Origin of the sequence: Dactylosporangium sucinum, from assembly GCF_014647515.1 — a bacterium.
GTDB classification, from domain to species: domain Bacteria; phylum Actinomycetota; class Actinomycetes; order Mycobacteriales; family Micromonosporaceae; genus Dactylosporangium; species Dactylosporangium sucinum.
The window spans coordinates 149929-168383 of sequence record NZ_BMPI01000001.1 but is presented as its reverse complement, the minus strand read 5'-3'; the positions used below and the strand labels follow the sequence as shown (position 1 = coordinate 168383).

Sequence of the window (18455 nt, the reverse complement as noted above, 5' to 3'; positions counted from 1 at the left end):
GGCGGCGTGGCCCTGGGCGGGGCGCAGCTGCACAGCGCGATCGCGCAGGCCCGGACCGACGGTGCCACGACGGCCGTCCTGCTGGCGTGCGAGCAGTCCGCCGCGCAGGCGTTCGCCGACGCGCACACCATCCCGACCTGGGCCTCCAGCGAACCGCTGTTCGTCAGCCCGCACGACGGTGCGATGTACTTCGGCCAGGCCGCCGTGACCCAGGGCCTGCGGCTGGTACCGCAGGCAACCGGCACCCTCCGCCTGTACCTGCCCGCCGGCGGTCAGCCGGACGCCGACCAGCCGGCCCAGCCGCCCCTCGAGGGACTCAGCGCCGCCCGCGCCGCGGCGCACCCCGGCCCGTGGCAACACCGGGGGTGGAAGGCGACCATCGCATCGGCCGTGAGCGATGCCATCGCGGCGATGTCCGTCGTGGGTGAAGCGCTCTTCGGCCGCGACACCGGCTCGGACATCGGCTCGGACATCGGCTCGGACATCAGTTCGGTCACCAGCGCGGACGAGCGCGATCCCGCGGTCGCCGATGCCGATCCGGCCGCCCACCACGCGCTGCGGCGGATCCTCGACCAGCGCCGGGACGCTGCGGCGGACAAGGTCGCCCGGGCCGCGTACCTGACGTACCTCGGGCCCCTCCTCGCCGACCTCGCCGGCCCGTCCGTCCTGCAGCAGCTCTACCGCGACGCCCTCGCCCGGCTGGCCGCGTTCGACGTGGACGACGCCGCGCAGGTGGTCGAGCTGGTCCGGCTGCGCGCGTTGAGCGCTCCGGTGCAGCCGCTGGCCGGGGCGTACCTCGGCGCCGACTCGCCGGCCATGGCGCAGGCCCGCGTCGAGGCTCAGGGCCTGGCCCGGGCCGGGTACGGCGACCTGGACGAGCTGACGTCGGCGGCCACCACGCTCGCGCTCGGCGAGGACCTGGCGAAGGCCAAGCGGGACGCCCGGCGCGACGCGGAACTGGCCGCGTCGCAGCTGACCGCGAAGCACGACGCCTGGACCGCGGCGACCGCACGGGCGACCGAGAACCCGGCCGCCGCGGCGGCGGAGCAGCAGGCCCGCGCGGCGTACCTCGCGCAGCGCGACGAGATGCTGCCGCCCGAGGCGCTGACCGGATCCGCGCTGCGGTCGACCGCCTGGCTCATCAGCCAGAGCGCGTTGGGCGAGCAGATCGACGAATTCCTGGCCCGGCACCAGGACGCGGCCCGGGCCGCCGCCGACCTGGCCCGCGCGCAGTACCTGCGGACGCACCCGAAGCTCGCCCTGTCCGCTGCCACCGACGCGGACCTGCGCGCGGCCGCTGCCGCCGCGGAGGAGACGCTCGCGGACTCGTACCCGGCGGCGGAGCAGGCGTGGACCGCGATGCAGGCGGCGAAGCAGCGGGTGCTCGCCCCGGTCCGCGCGGCCACCGAGCCGATCGCGCGGGCGCTCGGACGGCTCGACCAGTTGGCGGCGCTGCACCGGGCGTACGGCCGGCAGCTCGACCTCGCGCCCGGACCGTCCGGCGCAGTGCCGGTCGCGACGGACAAGCCGCACTCGGCGACGGCCGCGCCCACCCCGGCCGCCGGCACCGCCGAGCGGCCGGAGCACCGGGGCGCGCTGGTCGCCCGGCTGCGGACCGAGCCGTGGGCGGCCGCGTACGCCGGGCTGGACGGCTGGGCATTGAACCAGCTGATCGACGACGTGCTCGCCCACGTGGCGGACCAGTGGGAGCTGGCCAGCTCGATCGAGGCCGGCACCGGGCTGCGGCCCGGCCGTACCGTGCTGCGGCACCGGACCCAGTCCACCGGCCTGCCGAGCGGGCACCAGGTCCGCTGGTCGGCGAGCGTCCTGCGCGAGCGGGGCCTGGAGCTGCTGGCCACCGGGACCCCGCAGCTGCTCGGCGCGGTCTTCGCCGCCGCCGGCGGCGGTGCCCCGGCGGGTGCCTTCCCGGTACCGGCGCCGGACGGCGACTGGCACCGGGTCGCCGAAGTGACGATCGACTGGCACACCCGCACGTACGCGGCCAAGGCCCGGCTCGCCCGGCTGCACCCGGCGCTCGGTCGCGAGCGGGCCGAACGGGCCGCGGCCGAGCTGGCCGAGCTCGCCGCCGCCAACGGGTACGGCTTCACCGTCACCCTGCGACGGGACGGCGCCGCGACGCCCACCCGCAGCGGGTACCTCACCGGGTACGTGGTGGTATCCGGCGACCGGCACCTGCCGTCCACTGTGGACAATCTGCGGCACCGGGCGGTACGGGTCCCGGCGGATCCGGATGGGGTGCCGGTTCGCTTCGTCAAGCCGGAGGCGGTGGGCCGGTTCGACATCGTCCTGGAGGTACGGGTGCCGGGCGGGCTCCCGGTGCCCGATCCGCAACCGCAGCGGCACGGCGTGCGGCTGCCGCTGGACCGGCTGGACGAGGTGTTCGTGGTCCGCGGCCTGCAGCGCGGCCCGCTGCCGCACCGGCTGGTCAAGGCGCCGCTCGACGGTACGCTGGGCGACCTGACCGCCGATCGGCCGAACGACACCGGCGCGCAGGCGGGCGAGCAGGCGGCAGCGGAGTTCGCCGCGATCCTCGCCCAGCAGCCACTGGCCGACGGGCTGCCCGCCGACCTGGTCGAGGCGCTCGCCGCCACGCCCCAGGTGGACGCCGTCCGCGAAGCGCTGGGCGACGGCGGGTACCAGCGGCTCGTGCAACAGGCGCACAACGAGGTCGCCGAGCTGGCCGCCGTCTCCGGCGCGGCCGGCACCACCGTCGCGCACGCCGAACGGGGCGCGATCGACCTGGCGCTGCTCCGGCTGGTGCTCACCCCCGACGTCCTGGAGGTCTGGCAGCACCTCGTCGGCCTGCGGCGGCGGCAGACCGCGCCGGACAGCACGCCACCGGTGCGGGCCGAAGCCGCCCGGGAGCTGGCCGGGGTCAGGCGGCGGCTGACCGGTGGGGCGGTCGCGCACCTCGACGCGGTCGCCCTGGTTACGGCCGCACTCTCCCGGTGGTACGCCTTCCAGGCGGCCGCCGGCGAGGCCGCGGTCGCCTGGCACGAGGCGTACCGGCGGGTGCTCGACGACGCGGAGCGCGATCCGGCGGTGCGGTTGCGGGTGCAGACCGTGCAGCGCCGCGCCGACGAGGCGGCCGTGCTGCGCACCCTGACCGGCGACGACGGCCCGTCCGGTCAGGGCTCGGCCGAGGTGCTGGTACGGCAGCGCCGCGCCGACGCCGAAGCGGCGGTCCTGGAGTCGGTGTACCGCCCCGTCCGCCCGCTGGCCGAGGCCGTGCAGCGGGTGGCCTATCTGGACGGCGTCAAGGACGCGGTGAACTGGCGCGGCGGTCGGGCGGTCCTCGCCGGCGCCCGGGAGCGGCAACGGGTCGCCGCCCTGCTGACCCGGGTCACCGGCCCGCGCGGGCGCACCGCATCCTGGGAGGACCTGGCCGAACTGGTCCGGCTGACGGTGCTCACCGCGGACGTGACAACCATCGCCCGGCAGGTGCTCGCCGGCGGCGAGACCACGGAAATGCGGGATGCCGCCCACGAGGCCCGGCAGGTGGCGGCGCTGACCGGCGGTGGCGACGCGACAGCGCTCGAGGCCGCCGCCCGCGACGAGGATCTCATCGTGCACCTGGCCTGGCTCAGGCACACCGGGCGGGAAACGACCAGCGCGGTACGCGAGCGGCTGCGACTTGCCCAGCTCGCGGCTGAACAGGCGGAACAGGCGCTGGTCGCGGCCGGCGGCGGGTACCCGGGCCGGGCGCGGGCCGCGCTGCGCCGGGCGCGGTCCTGGCTCGACCGGGTGCGCCGGGACGCGCTGCGCATGGTCCCCACCGACCCCGGCGGACAGCGCGACCTCCTCATGGTGGCCGGGTTCGTCGGCCAGGTCCAGGCCGCCGAGGCGGCCCGGGACCGGGTGGACGCGGAGGCCCGGGCCGACGCGATCCGGGTGCACGACGCGGTGCTGACCGACGCGCGCGACCGCGCCCGCATTGTCGTGGACGGCGAGCCGCGCGGCGTGGCCGACGTGGCCCGGCTGGCGGCGGAGCAGGCCGAACGGTCGACCCGCGAGCGGCTGCGGCAGGATCTGGGCGGCGAGCCACAATCGCCCTGGCAGCCTTACGTACAGTACCGGGACGACAGCGGCGCGGTGGCGGTCACGCTGCCGCAGTCGACCTGGCTGTTCGCCGGGGCGAGCGTCGATGAGGCCGACCCGTCGATGGTGCGGCTGGCCGACGAACCGGACGAGCCGGCGACGGTGGCAGAGCTGGTCGGAGCAGGCATCTGGATCCACGAACCGGACCCCGATGCGGCGGCCCGGGACCGGATCACCGAATTGCCGGCTCGGGCCGAGGGCGCGACGATCGTGATCGGCACCCCGGGCGAGCCCGTGCCGCGGGATGCCTGGCAGCACGCCTATCGCCTCCTCATGCAGCTCGATCCGGAGGCGACCGGAGCGCTGGAGATCATGGTCGCCGGACAGTCGGACGCGGCCACCGAGGCAGCCGCGCTGCACCTGGTCAACGGCAGCTTCGCGATCGCCGGGGTACAGTCCGCCGCCGCGCCGGCCGCGCTGCCGCAGCACCAGGCCCCGCCGCAGCTGCCGTGGTGGGCCAAGACCATCCAGCCGACCCGCCGCACGGTCGAGCTCGACCACGGCGCCCGGCTGCCCCGCGAGGTGAGCGTCAACGGCCGGACGCTGCCCGAGGTGTACGTGTTCCTGCCCGGCCTGTCGGCGGACGGCGTGCGCCGGGGACGCCGGCTCGACCTGCCGCCGGGCGGGTACGTCCGCGGCTCGCTGCGCCCGCCGGTGGCCGCCCGGCTCCGGCCGGGGATCCTGTTGCAGGTCGCGGTGCCGCCGGGCGCGGCGATCCTGCCGGACGGCGACGACGCGGCGGTGCTGCTGCCGGCCAACGCACTGTGGCGCATCGCGGTGAACTCGACCGACCGGTCGGTGTCGGCGCTGCTGCTGCGCGACCTGACCGGCACCGACACCCGGTACAGCGGGACGCTGGCGGACTATGTGACCGGCGCGCCCCGCCGGCAGGACCGGCCGCCACTGCCGCCGGGGTGGGCGCTGACCGACCGCGAGGTCGAGGAACTGCTGTTGGCGGCCAGTGAACCGATCGGCGCCGGCCGCTGGTTCTGGCGGCCCGGCCAGCCGGCATCGGAGGTCGACGCGCAGCGGGCCGCGGTGCGCCAGGTCCGCAAGGAGCCCCAGACGCTGACCCTCGTCTTCCCGGTGACCACCCTGCCGGACGGCACCACCGCGCCGCTGATCGGCGGGCGGGCGGTCGCCCCGGACATGCTCCAGCGGGTCATCGACCGGCTCGCCGCGACGACGCCTGAGCCGGTGGCCCGGGTCCGGCTGGCCGGGCTGGGCGGCTCCCTGTGGACCGGCGGACCCGGCTCGTTCATGAGCCGCTACCCGCACGCCGCCAGCTGGCCTGTCCTGGCTGCCGACGGTCCGGTCCACGTCACCACCGGCGCCGTGGCGCACGTGCCGGCCGGCACGCTGGTGGCGACCGGGACCGGTGGGATCGCCACCTGGCGGGAGGTGCGGCGCTCGCCGTGGACCCGGGCGGAGATGCCCCGCCTCGTCGAGCTGATCCGGGACCGGACCGGCAAGGTCACCGGAGTGTGGCTGCGCAGCCCGGCCGAGGCGGTCAGGCTGGCCGAGCGGTCGTCTTCGCTGGTGGCGACCGCGGGGCTGCCCGGCGTCCTGGTCGTCACCGGGCACGCTGGACACGGGAAGGCGGTCATCCAGGGGCGCGAGGTGTCGCCGGAGCTCCTCGCCGACTACCTGCGCCACGATCTGCGGCTGAACCCGGCCGGATACCTGCTCGACATGTGCGGGGTCGGCGGCGGGCCGACCTCCTTCGCGGCGCGGTTCCGCAACCGGATCGGGGCGCCGACCCTCGCGACCAAGTTTGACTCGTGGGGGTTCGCCGGCGGCCGGGGCCACGGCTCAGCCCGGGTCCAGTTCGACGGTTCCGGCAAGCCGCTGCTCCCGGTGCGGTGGGAGCAGCGCGACGGCTGGCTCACCGGCGGTTTCGACTACTACCCGGCGGAGCGCGACGCGCCGTCGGTGCCGGCGGGCTCGGTCTACCCGCGCGGCAGCCGGGTGCCGGCGCCGACCATCGAGCGGCCGCACCGGGCGGGCGGCACCGCAATACCGCAGGCTGCCGTCGGTACGTTGGGTTCCGTCGGCATGTCCGGCAAACCCCGGGCCAAGGTGTTTCACTATCCACAGTGGACATCCTGGGGCCGGGCGCTCCACGGGTTGGACCGGCTGGCCCGCCTGGCCGGCCGGTCGAGCCGGACGACGCCGGCAACCGGCCCGGTTCCCGCCCAGCCGGGCGCGGCGCCGTGGACGGTCGGCGAGCTGCACAGCGCGTACGAGGTGTTCCTTCACCCGGACGGGTCGGTGCGCGCGGTCTGGCTCCGGCTGGCCCGGGCGGAGGACCCGGTCGAGTACGACCGGGCGCTGGGCGCGGTGTCCGGCGCGCACGTCCCGGCCGGTTTCGTCGCGGTGCACATGGACGGCGGCGACGGCGCGGCGTCACTGGCCGGGCGGCCGCTGCCGGCCGAGGTGGTGCACCGGTTCCTGGCCGAGCTCGGGATCACCGAGGACATCTTCCTGCCGGTGTGCGAGATCGCCGCGCCGCCGCCGGGCGGTGGGCCGTCGTTCGCCGAGCAGCTCAACGCGCGCGGCCGGCGGGTGGTCGCCGCCGACGGCATCACGCTCATCGCGGAGGGCAGCGGCGTCACACTCGTCACCCGGTACGACGTGATCGGCCGTACGCTGCGACCGCGGCTGAGCAACGGCGAACCGTCCGGCGGGTTCGTCGACCTTCCCGCCCGGCCGGGCGCGCCGGTCCGCCGGTACAAAGGCATCCACCCGCACACCGCGTCGATCGACGCCGGGCTGCGCTGGACACCGCGCGGCACCTCGACGTCGAACCAGCGTGCCCACCGGGTCTTCCCCGGACGGGCCGGCGCCCGCGGTGGCTCCGCCCGCACGGAGCGGGCGTTCCTGCTGCTGCGGGCGCCGATCGACGACTGGACCAGGTTCCGCACGGGCACCGACGCCCTGCCGCTGTACTCCACCAAGCCGGTACAGCGGATGACCGGCGACGGGCCGTGGCACCTGTACGAGGTGCGGGTCGAGCCCGGCGCGGCCGACCCGGTCGGGCCGGCGGCGCGGACCGGCCCCGCCAAGCACACCGAAGCCGACCTGGCCGGCGCCCGGCGCGCCGGGCAGGACCTGCTGGTGCCGCGCGCCGCCCTGGGCCAGGTCAGGATCACCGAGGTGTACCAGCCGGGCAGCTCCGACGAGCTGGTGTCCGAACACCCGCTGATCGGCAGTGCCCTGGACGAGCTGCACCGGCCCGCGACCGCCGGGGCGGCGACACCGGACCGGCCGTCCCGCCGGCTGGGCCCCGACCTCGGGCTGATGCTGCACGTCAGCCGCACCGATCCGCGGGTGGCGTTCCAGGCCGGCCTGCGCGGCAAGCCGGACGCCGACCTGGCCGGGCATCTGCGCGCCGGGCCCGCGGCCACCCCGGGGACCGGCCTGCTCAACTGGTACTGGCGGATGCCGCTGCCCGCGCTGGCCCCGGGCGACGTGCTGTACGTGGGCCGCCCGCACGAGGCCCTTGACGGCCGGCTGACCCGGCGCGACCTGGCCGAGCGGGAAGCGGACCTGCCGCCGGGGCCGCCGGTCGCGGACGCGCTGACCGGGGCCGCGCAGCCCGCCGAGCGGATCGACGGCGCGTTCGTGGTCCGGGAGGTCGGCCCGCCCGACGCACACGGCCGGTCCCGGCTGGTGCTCGACCCGCCACAGGCCAACCCGGCGCCGGCCGGCACCGCCACGGCGCCGGTCGACTGGCAGTCCTGGCTGATCGGGCGGCTGGCGAGCGCCGGCTACCAGGTGACCGTCGCGCCGCAGGCCCCGGCGCCCGGCGGTGACCACGGCCGGGCCGTCGGGCTCGGCAGCGACCAGGCCCTGGCCTGGTACCGGCAGCTCGCCCAGGAGACGCTCGACGCGCTGCACCGGTCGCCGGACGCGGACCGCATCGCGGCCGTGCGGGCGCTGACGGCGCAGACCGCCGCACTGGCCGGGATCCCGGCGCCCGCGGTCCGGGCCGGAGGGCGCGGCGACCGGACGGTGGCCTTCGACGAGGAGCGCTGGGAGCTGGTGCTGCCGGCCCGGTCCGGCGGGCCGGGCGGCCTCGACGCGGGCGCGCTGGTCGCCGAGCTGCTCGTCGCGCTGCGCCAGGCCGAGCAGCGGTTCGCGGTGCTGCGCCTGCTCGCGGGCTGGGCGGGCAGCCCGGCCGAGCTGGCCGCACTCGCCGGGTGGGGCGACGGCTCGCCCGCCACCCGCGCGGTGGTCCGCGCCGCGTTCGCCGCACCGCTGTACGGCGGCGCGCCCGGGTACGCCGCCGCGGTCGACTGGTGGGAGGCGGCGGCGCCGTCCGGGACCGGCGCGGGGAGGGCCGTGAGCCAGGCCGTCCGGCGGCTGGCCACGGCACAGGACCGGGTCGACCGGCTGATGTCCACCGTGGACACCACGGAGGCCACGGAAAGCTCGGACACCGCGGCGGAGGCGGACCTGCAAGGCGCGCTTCGCGAGCGCCGGGCCGCCCGCGAAGCGCTGTCCAGCGTGGACGTCCGGGCCGCCGACGCGCACGCACTGATGCGCCGGCTGCTGGTGGCCGGCCCGCTGGCGCCCCGATGGGAACGGATCGTCCCGGACGGGTCGGTGTCCGCGCCGGGCGGGACGACCCTGACCGTGCACCGGTCCGGGCTGCTGCTCGTCGCCGACGGCGCGCCGGTGCCGGCGGTACCGGCGGTACCGCACCTGTCGCGGCTGCGGCTGACCGCGGTCGGGGTGAGCGCCGAGGACGCGCTCACGGTGCTCGCCCAGCTCCCGGCGTTCGTCCGCGACCACGCCATCCTCGACCTGCGCCCGACCACGCCGATCACCCCGGGGCAGGCGGCCGCCCTCGCCGCGCGGCGCGGCCGGGAGCACGGTGCCGGGCCGGTCGCGGTGCCGGTCTCCGGGCTCACCCGGCGCCCCGCCGCCGGCACGCGGGTGCACGCCGTGGACGGGCGGGGCCGGCCGATGCCGGAGGCCGTCGCCACCGAGTTCCACTTCTACCCGGCGCCGCAGCCGCCCGGGTGGCTGCTCGCCGACGGGCTCGTCGAGGTCGAGCACCGGCCCGGCTGGTACGACCTGGGCGAGGACTGGGTCCTGTCGGTGGTCGGGGAGAACAACCTGTGGGTCCGGCCGCGCCTGCTCCCGCACGGGTCGCAGGCCCCGCAGCCCCGGCAGTACTCCCGGTCGCCGCTGCTCACCGTGGGCGTGCCCGGGTTGTCGGTGCCCGACGGGGTGGTGGCCCGGCTGGTCGGTCGCCTGGGGGTGTGGCTCGTCGGCAGCCCGGTCGAGGTGGTCACGCACGGCCTCGCCGGGCTGCCGCTGGCCGGGCTGGACCCGGGCCGGCCCCGGCTGGAGCGGGTCGCGCAGCGGGTGCGGCAGCGGCTGGCGGCGGGTGGCCCGGCCGTACAGCTGTCCGGCCCGGCGGACGACTCCGAAGCCGACGGGGTCGATCGCCGCGTCGCGCTGGAGCTCACCGTCCGACGGCCCGGCGGGGCCGGCGTGGTCGACCGCGGCATCGCGGCGGCGATCGAGGCGACCGGCGTCGCCTCCCTGTCCGACGACCGGCTCGCCTTCTTCGACCTGCGCGACACCGCGACCTACCGGGCCGGCTTCGCGGAGGTGCTGCGCCTGGTCGCGGCGGCCGGGCTGGAACTGGCCGACGGCGAGCTCGACCTGACCACGGGCTACGGCACGCAGCTGCTGCCCTACCTGCACCTGCGCGAGTTGCTGCACGGGTACGAGGACACGCTGACCCGGCTGCTGCACCACGCGCCGGGCGGCGCGCCCCGGGACATGGGTCGGCAACCGGCGCCGGACGCGTCCCCGGTCGACGCGGTGCGCGGCCTGCACGACGTGCCCGGGCTGTACACGCTGGAGGTGAACTGGCAGCCGGACGACAACCTGCGGGTACCGCTCGCCGGCAGCCTCGACCCGGGCCTGCTGTGGTCCCGGGTGGCGCTGGCGCGGGGGCTGGTACGGGCCGCGGCCGGGCGCGCCGCGACCGGCACCCCGATCGGCTCGTTCCCGTACGAGGCGGCCGGCGACCACGCCCGGCGCGCCGGCGACATCATGAACGCGGTGCGGTTGCTCGATGCGGTGGCCGCCTCGGAGGCCGACTGGGAGCGGTACGCCGAGCTGTTGCTCGCCACCGAGTGGGTGCCGACGCCCTGGCGGCGGATGCCGTTCGCCGGCTTCGGTCACCTGCTCGACCAGCCGGACTGGCCGGCCGGTCCGGAATCGGTGGTGGCGCAGCCGAGCGCGTTGGCGCGGCGGCTGGCCGAGGAGGACCCGACGCTCAACCCGTTCGAGGTCGACCTGCGGCTGGTGAACTGGCACGACCTGCTGGCCGAGCTCGCCGAGGTGAGGCCCTGGATGCTGCCGGCCGACGCGTACCGGCGGCTGGCCGGCGGGCTGATGGCGCTGCCGCCGCGGGCGCGGCAGAGCCTCCAGCAGACCCTTGCCGAGCTGGGCGAGCAGGCGTCGCCGGTCCTGGTCGACGATCGGTCCGAGCAGATCCGGGACGACGCCTACGACTGGGACCTCTTCGTGACCGATCCCGACCACGGCGTGCTGCCGCTGGTACTCCTCTCCCCGGACCGGGCGTACGAGATCCTGTCGTCGGACGACGGACCGGGCACCGTGCCGGCGGGCGGCGACGGAACGGGACTCGACCCGATCACCGGCTTTCCGGACTGGATCGAGCGGCCGACCGCCGACTTCGACGGCGTCGCCGACGAGCAGGACGAGCTGCCCGCCGGCCCGGAGCAGGTCACGACCGAGTGGCTGCTGCGCCGGATCGCGCGCGGGCTGTCACCGATCCCGTTGCTGGGCGAACTGCCCGCGGAGGAGTACCCGACCGAGGACATCCGGTACGGCGGGGAGATCGAGTTCGACCTGATCGACGTCGACACCAACGAGCCGGGCCGGCCGGACAATCCGTTCGCCAGCATCGACTCACGGGTGCGGATCCAGCTCATCGCGCGGGACCTGCTGCGCGAGCGGCTGACGAACCGCACGACGCAGCAGCGGTACCACGCGGTGTCGACGTACTCGGACCACCCCGGCACCTGGTCGTTCCAGCGCGACTGGACGGTCCCCCGCGGCGGCGAGCTGGTCTCGCCGATCCAGCACTGGGCACCGGGCGGCCCGAACGCGGCGACGCACTGGCAGCGCACCGGCCGCGGCTTCGCCCGGGGCCTCGCCGTCCTGCACCGGTACGGTGCGGTCGCCTCCGCGCTGACCGGCGCGCACGTGCACGTCAGCACCGGCCAGTTCGAGCCGGGCAAGGGCTCGTTCGTCAGGCTGCACCAGCTGGCCGAGGCGTCGATGCCGCAGCTGCTGCGGCTGGCGGCCAACCCGCAGGTGAACCGGATATCCAGCCTGGCGCATGCCCAGCCGCTGTGGGACGCGGCCCCGCGCTCCGACTTCGCCACCGACCACGGGCTGCTGCGAGCCTCCGGTTATTCCCGGTCCGTCGCGCTCAACCTCAGGCGGCCCCAACTCGACCCGCCCGACCGCCGTACCGCCGAGATCCGGGTGTTCCGAGGCACCCTGGAGCCGGCCGTCTGGCAGGCCCGGATGCTGGCCGCGCTGAGCCTGGTCAAGCAGGCCGGGACCGCGGCGACACCGGCCGAGCCGGTAACCGGACACGGTGCCGCGACCACCGGCGTGCACGACCAGTGGCAGCCGCCGGAGGTGCGGGCCGGCCGGTGGCGGGTGAGCAACCCGACCCCGGCGGAGCGGCAGGCGCTGCTGGACCACGTCACCCGGCACTACTCCTCACCCGCGGCCCAGGTGCAGGCGATGGCCGCGCTGCTGGTCAACGACCGGGCGATCAGCCCGACCCTCACCCCGTTGCCCGACCCCGACCAGCCGCCGTACCGCGCGGAGGAGCTGGCCGGCCTCGTAGAGATCTTCACGAACCCCTCCGGCGAGGTCAGGTCCATCTGGTTTCGCACGCTGCCGGAACAGAACGGGCCGTCCGAGGGGCTGGCCGATGCGTACAGGAGGTTCGAGAACGAACGCACGGCGGTGGCCGCGTACGTGCCGCCGGCCGGGTACATCGGGCTGCACTTCCACGGCTTCGCCGGCAAGGCGTTCGCCGGGAACCGGTTCCTCGACGCCGGGGAGATGGTGCGTTACCTGCGCCACCAGCTCAAGCTCGACTCGAAGTACATCCTGCCGGTGTGCCAGGCCGGCCTCGGCGACGACTCCTTCGCCCAGCGGCTGGCCGTGCACAACCAGCGGGAGACGGCCGGGCCCGAGGATGTCGTGCTGATCCACCGGTACGTCGGCACCTCGGTCGTCACCAAGGTCGGCCTGGTCGACGGCAAGCTGCGGCCGATCCGCGACGCGCAGGGCCGGCCGACCGGCCGGTACCGGCTGTTCTCCCCGGACCCGACCCGGCCGCCGCGACCGTTCGAACCGCACGGCCCGTCGTCCCCGATGGACCCGAACGCGCCCTGGGAGCCGCGGGGCAGCCGGGCGAGCGCCTGGTGGGCGGCCGGGTCCGAGGTACCGCCGGACGGCCCGAGCTACCGGGTGGTCCGGCGGACCGGCACCGACCCGGAGGCGGACGTCCGGGCGGCACTCCGGGCGCCGGTCGGCACCGTGCGGACCACCCGCCGGCCGCCGCGGGCGGAGGAGTTGTCCGCCGCCGACATCGTGATCGAGTTCCCGGCCGGCGTCGGAGTCCCGGTGCCGGGGCAGTCGCACCTGCTCGACGTGCCGCTGGACGGCGTCGTGCTGTCCGGCGTGCTGTCCGGTTCGGAGGTACCGCTGCTGGGCGACGCGGCCCTGGCCTACGTGGTTCGCTCGGCGGAGGCACCCGCCCGCGACGAGCAGGCGAGCCCCTGGACCGAAACCGAACTGGCCGCGATGGTCGAGGTGCTGCCCGGGTACGACGGCCGGCCGCGGGTCTGGCTGCGTACCCCGGGCGAGGCGTCGAGCTGGGTCCAGCGGCACGCGGTCTGGCGCTCGCGGTACCGCGACGGATACGTCCCGCTGCACGTCGAGGCGCGCGGCGGCCGGGTGCTGCTGGACGGCCGGCCGGTCGACCCGGCGACGCTCGGCCGGGTGCTGCGGGCACACTGGGCGCTCGGCCCCGGCGTCTCCTACGACCTGCTGGGCTGCGAGCTCGGGCTGTCCGACTTCGGCGGCCGGCTGCGGGACGTGACCGGCGGTGCGGTACTGGTCCGCCCCGACGTGACCTGGCTCAACCTGCGCACCGGCAGGAGCGTCGCCGCCGGCCTGGCGCTGGACCGGTTCGGGGTGCCCCGCCCGCGGCTGGCCCCGCCGGCCGGGTCGGCCGGGAAGATGCTGCGGTACCCGGCGGAGCAGGGCGCCGCCGCGGTGCCGTACGAGCCCGGCGAGCCGGGGCCGGTGGATGCGTCCGGGCCGTGGCTGCCCCGGCTGAACCCCCGGGTCAACGCGACGGCCGGCCCGTCCGCCCCGGCGCCCGTGCGGGCCGCCCGGCCGCCCGCTCCCGCCCGGCAGGTGGGCGGCGGGGGACCCGGCCCGGCCGGCGCCCGGCACGGCCTGTGGAAGATCGACGGTCTCCCGGACAGCACGCCGACGTGGCCGGTGGCCGCTGCGTCGACGGCGTTCCTCCTGCTGGACCGGGCGATCCGGTGGTCCGGCTTCCACGCCGGCGTGCAGGCAATGCCGCTGTACAGCGTCAAGCCGGCGGTCGCCGCCAACCAGCACCTGTACGAGGTGCACGTGCCGGTCGGGCACGCGCTGAAGGTGGACCGGGTGCCCGGCAACCGGCCCGGCCCGGACCTGCGCGCCGCCCGGCGCCGGGGCGGCCCGGACCTGCTGGTACCGCCGGAGAAGCTGGCCGGGATCACGATCCGTACCGTGTTCCGGCCCGGCCAGGGCGTGCACCGGGTGGTCAACCACGTCCTGCTGCGACCGGAGTTCTCCGACCTCGGCTGGCTGCGCAAGCCGGCAAAGCAGTGGATGATACCGACCCCCACGACCTGGCAGCAGGTCAACCGGCTGACCGAGGATCAGTTGCCGGCCGCGACCGCGCCGGACGGCCATACGATCGCCGCGGACCGGCACACCTGGCTCACCAGCCAGCGTCCGGACTGGTACCGGCGCACGCTGGTGCGGTACGACGCCACCGACCCGCAGGTCGCGTTCGAGTTCGGCCTGCTGGCGCCGAACGCGGCCGACGCCGACCTCGACCGGGAGCTGCAGTTCGGGCACAACGAGCGGCCCGATTCGGGATTCCTCAAGCTGTACGAGCAGCTGCCGCCGCGCGCGCCGCGGGTCAGGGAGTACGTCTACGCCACCTTCGTGCGGGGCGGGATCGACGCACCGGCGATGGCCACCGCCACCCGTGGGCCGGCGGCTGCCGCCGGGGCGCCGGACGTTCTGATCCAGGGCGGCGTCCAGCGTCCGCTGGTGGCCGGCGCGTTCGAGGTGCTGTACGAGGATCCGGTGAGCGGTGTGCTGGCGCTGGGGCCCTGGCAGGCGAACCCGGGCTTCGCCGCCGGTGTGGTGGCGGCCGGTACCGACGCGCGGCAGCAGCTGTTGGACCGGCTCCGGGCGCGCTGGGCCACGGTCACCGTCACCCAGCGCACGCCGGCGGTCGAGCTGGAGGAGGTGGGTTCCGGCGTCGGCATGCACACCGACGAGTTCGCCGCCTGGTACCGGTCACGGGCGGCGGTGCTGGTCGCCGGCTGGGCGGGCATGGCTCCGGCCGCACGGCTGGCCGTGCTGCGCCAGCTGGCCACCGAGACGCTGGCCCGGGCCGGGGTGCCCCCCGTCGACGTCGAACTGGGCGGGGTGGCGTACGCCCGGGCCGGTTTCTCGGGCGGACCGTGGCGGGTCGCGATCGCCCAGGTCATCGATGTCGAGCAGGTGCTGTCCTCGCTCTACCACGAGCTGCGCCACGCCGAGCAGCACCACCTGATGCACCGGATGGTGTTCGGGTTGGGCGGCGACCCGTCGACCCTCGCCGTGCTGTTCCCCCTCGGTCGCCCCGAGGTCTTGAAGGCGGCCGCCGCCCGCCCGCTGCTGCCCGGCGAGGCCGGCTACCGGGCCGCGACGTTGTGGTGGAGCTGGGTGTTCGGCCCGCGGCAGGGCGTTGAGCGGTCGCTGATGGACGCGTTGCACGTGGCCGGCGCCGGGTCGGCGCGCGCGGAAGCCGCGCTGGCCGCCACCCCCGCCAACAGCCCGCACCGGGCCGCCCGCTCGGCCGCGGCCAGATCCTGGCAGGTGCGCCAACGGGTCGCGTACGCGGCGTACCGGTTCAAGATCCCGGTCGAGGCGGACGCGTTCGCGGCGCAGCATCGGCTGCTGAAGGGCGGCCCCGTCCGACCGGCCTGGTACGGGGTGCTGCCCGCGGTGCTGCCCGCGATCCCGGCGCCGTTCGGCCGGCTCGCCTGGCGGCGGACGCCGGCCGGGGTGCACCTCTTCTCGGTGGCGGCCGGCGTCGCGGCGCCGCTGGCCGGCGTTGCGGACGCCTGGCTGCCCGACCCGCGCTACCCGCGGATCACCGTGGACGCCAACGTCGAGGACCTGGGCTCCGTGCTGCCCTGGCTGGCCGGCCTGCCGTACGGCCCGGCCATCCTGCATCCGCTGCTGCCGACCCGGGTGCCCGCGACCGAGTTCGCGCAGCTCGCCCGGGCCTGGTGGGCGCTGGGGCAGACCGGGCCGGTGGAGATCGAACCCGCGGCGCTCATGGACGAGGCCGGCCTCGCCGGGCAGGTGCACCCGGTGGACCGGGCCGGCCGGCAGGTGCTCCGGTCGCTCGCGTCGGGCCTGCAGGCCAGGCCGCCCGGGGCGCAGCCGCCGACCGACCCGACGCTTGGGCCGGACCGCACGATCGACCTGCTCGCCGACTGGCTGGTGGGCCAGCGGCCGTACGGGCTGTGGATCCGGACCCAGGCACAGGCCGCCAACCACCTCGCCCCGCTGCGACCCTCCCCGCGGAGCCGCCCCGGCGTGCCGCAGGTGACCGTCGGCGTGCCGGGCGCCGACTTCCCCGATCTGCTGCTGCGCGCGGTGGACCTGATGGTGCTCGCGTACGTCGACCACAGCGTGACCGTCGGCCCACCGAAGATCGTCGACCTGGTGGTGCACCGGCCCGGCCTGCCACCGATCCGCACCTTGGCACCGCTCGGTGGCGGCACCGCGTTCATGCACGCGGTCCGCCACCCGCAGCCGCCGGTCCCGCCGGTGTACGAGCCGAGCTACGTGGTCATCCGGGACGATGGGACCGACCCGGCGGAACAGGTGCGGCGCTGGCTGCTCGGCCGGCCGGACGGCAAGGTGTTCGCCGGCCGCCGGCCGCCGCCGCAGGGCATTTCCGGCTCGATCGTGGTCGAGCTGCCGACCGGTGTCGGCACCGACGCCGGCGGTGACCTGGTGTCCGTACCGGTCGGCGCGGTCGCGGTCGGCGCGGTGCTCCCCGCCGGCCCGGGCCGGCCCACGCCGGTGGTCGGCATGGTGCGCCGGGGCACCGGGCTGGCCGAGTCGGTCCCGCATGTGGTGTCGACCGTGTCCCGCCAGGAGTTGCTCGCGCTCACCGAGGTCATCCAGACGCCGCGGGGCACCCACGTCTGGGTTCGCGGCGCGGCACAGTCACGCACCACCCTGCGCCGGGAGCTGATCCGCAACGCCAGGCTCGAGCCGGGCAAGGTCGGCGTACACCTGGAAGGCCACGGCGGCACCGGCTTCGTGGACGGCCTGGACGGGATCCGGGTCGACCCGGCCGACCTGGCGTACGTGCTGCGGGTCAAGCTGGGCCGGTTCCCCGCCGTCCAGCTGTTCATGGGCGAGGCGGGTGCGTCGGTCGGGCATGCCTTCGCGCCCGCGCTGCGCGACCGCCTCGGCGCGGAGGTCCTCGCCAGCCCCGGGGCGTACTGGCTGAACCCGCGCGACGGGACGAGCATGTTCAGCGCGGTCGAGTTCAACCCGTACGGCGTGCCGCGCCCCCGGCTGCTGAACGGTCGGCCGACCACCTCCATGCGGCGGTTCCCCGCGACCGCCGGTGCTCCGCCGGTCGCGCACACGCCGGTGTGGCAGCCGGCGCTGCTGCACCCGGACGCCGGTTGGCTGGCCCAGGGCGATGGTCATGGCTGAGCACCGGTCTCGGGAGCGACGGCGACGAGGTTCGCGGCGGCCGGCGTGCCCGGTCGCACCGGCAGCACCGCCAGGGCGTGGGCGGCGAAGCCGACCCGCCATCGCAGCTCCGCCGGGTCCACCGCGAGCCGCAGATCCGGGTACCGGCCGAACAGCGCCCGCAGGGCGATCTGTCCTTCGATCCGGGCCAGCGGGGCGCCGAGACAGAAGTGCGGTCCGTGGCCGAAGGCCACGTGCGGGTTGCGGGGCCGGGCGATGTCCAGCCCGTTCGCGTCGGCGAAGGTGGCCGGGTCGCGGTTGGCGGCCAGCAGCGACAGCACCACGATGTCGCCGGCCGCGATGCGGTGGCCGCCGAGCTCGACCGGTTCCCGGGCGGTACGGATGGAGGAGTTCTGGACCGGGCTCTCGTACCGCAGGAACTCCTCGACCGCGCCGTCGAGCAACCGCGGTTCCCTGGCCAGCAGCGCCCGCTGATCAGGATGGGTCAGCAGCAACCAGGCACCGTTGGCGATGAGGTTCGTGGTGGTGTCGAATCCCGCGATCATCATGAGGTATGCCGTGGAGGTCAGCTCGTCGTCGCTGAGCGCGTCCTGCTCGTACCGGGCCTCGATCAGGTCGGACAGCAGGTCGTCGCCGGGCGTGCGGCGCTTCTGCGCCAGCAGGTCGCGGATGAAGTCGCTCCACTCGGTGATCGCCCGCACGTAGTCGTCCGGCGCGTACGCCCCCGTCATCACCACCGTGGCCCAGGACCGGAGCTGATCGCGGTGCTCGTTGCCGATACCGAGCAACTGGCAGATCACCTCGACCGGCAGCGGTACCGCGTAGGCGTCGAGCAGGTCGGCCGTCTCGTGCCGGGACAGGTCGTCGAGCAGCCGGTCGGCGATCTGCTGTACCCGTGGACGCAGCGCCTCCACCCGGCGCGCGGTGAACGCCCGGGACACCAGGCGGCGGAGCCGGGTGTGCTCGGGCGGGTCCACGTTGAGCATGTGGGTGTTGATGGCCGCCAGCGTCGCGGGCGAGAGCCGGCCGGCGGGGATGTCCGCGCGCACCATGCCGCCTTTGGCGAGCCGGGGATCGGTCAGTGCGCGATGTACCAGGTCGTGGGACGTGACCAGCCAGCCTTCGGCGCCCCCGGGCAGGCTGATCCGCCGGACCGGGGCGGCGTCGCGGAGCTGGGCGTAGCGGGCGTGGCGCTCGGCGGAGGTGGTCGCTTCGAACGGTGACGGTTCCTGCAT

At 76.1% G+C, this 18455-nt stretch carries 2 protein-coding genes (1 of these 2 running past the window's edge); one reads left to right on the top strand and one right to left on the bottom strand.

Features of this window, described 5'->3' with window-relative positions; translation table 11 throughout:
- On the top strand, window positions 1-17220 hold the 3' end of the coding sequence (locus IEZ31_RS00600) for a WXG100-like domain-containing protein (RefSeq protein WP_190247676.1). The gene continues 35181 nt to the left of window position 1, outside the view; only the last 17220 of its 52401 coding nucleotides appear in the window; its start codon lies off the left edge, out of view; the stop codon is at window positions 17218-17220.
- On the opposite strand, the gene IEZ31_RS00595 is transcribed toward IEZ31_RS00600, so the two are convergent.
- Complete coding sequence (locus IEZ31_RS00595) at window positions 17211-18455, bottom strand: cytochrome P450 family protein (RefSeq protein ID WP_190247675.1); 1245 nt, start codon at window positions 18453-18455, stop codon at window positions 17211-17213. The genes IEZ31_RS00600 and IEZ31_RS00595 overlap by 10 nt on opposite strands.

Excerpts from the sequence above, each read along its gene's own strand:
- IEZ31_RS00595 (WP_190247675.1), bottom strand. The coding sequence starts at position 18,455 with ATGCAGGAACCGTCACCGTTCGAAGCGACCACCTCCGCCGAGCGCCAC.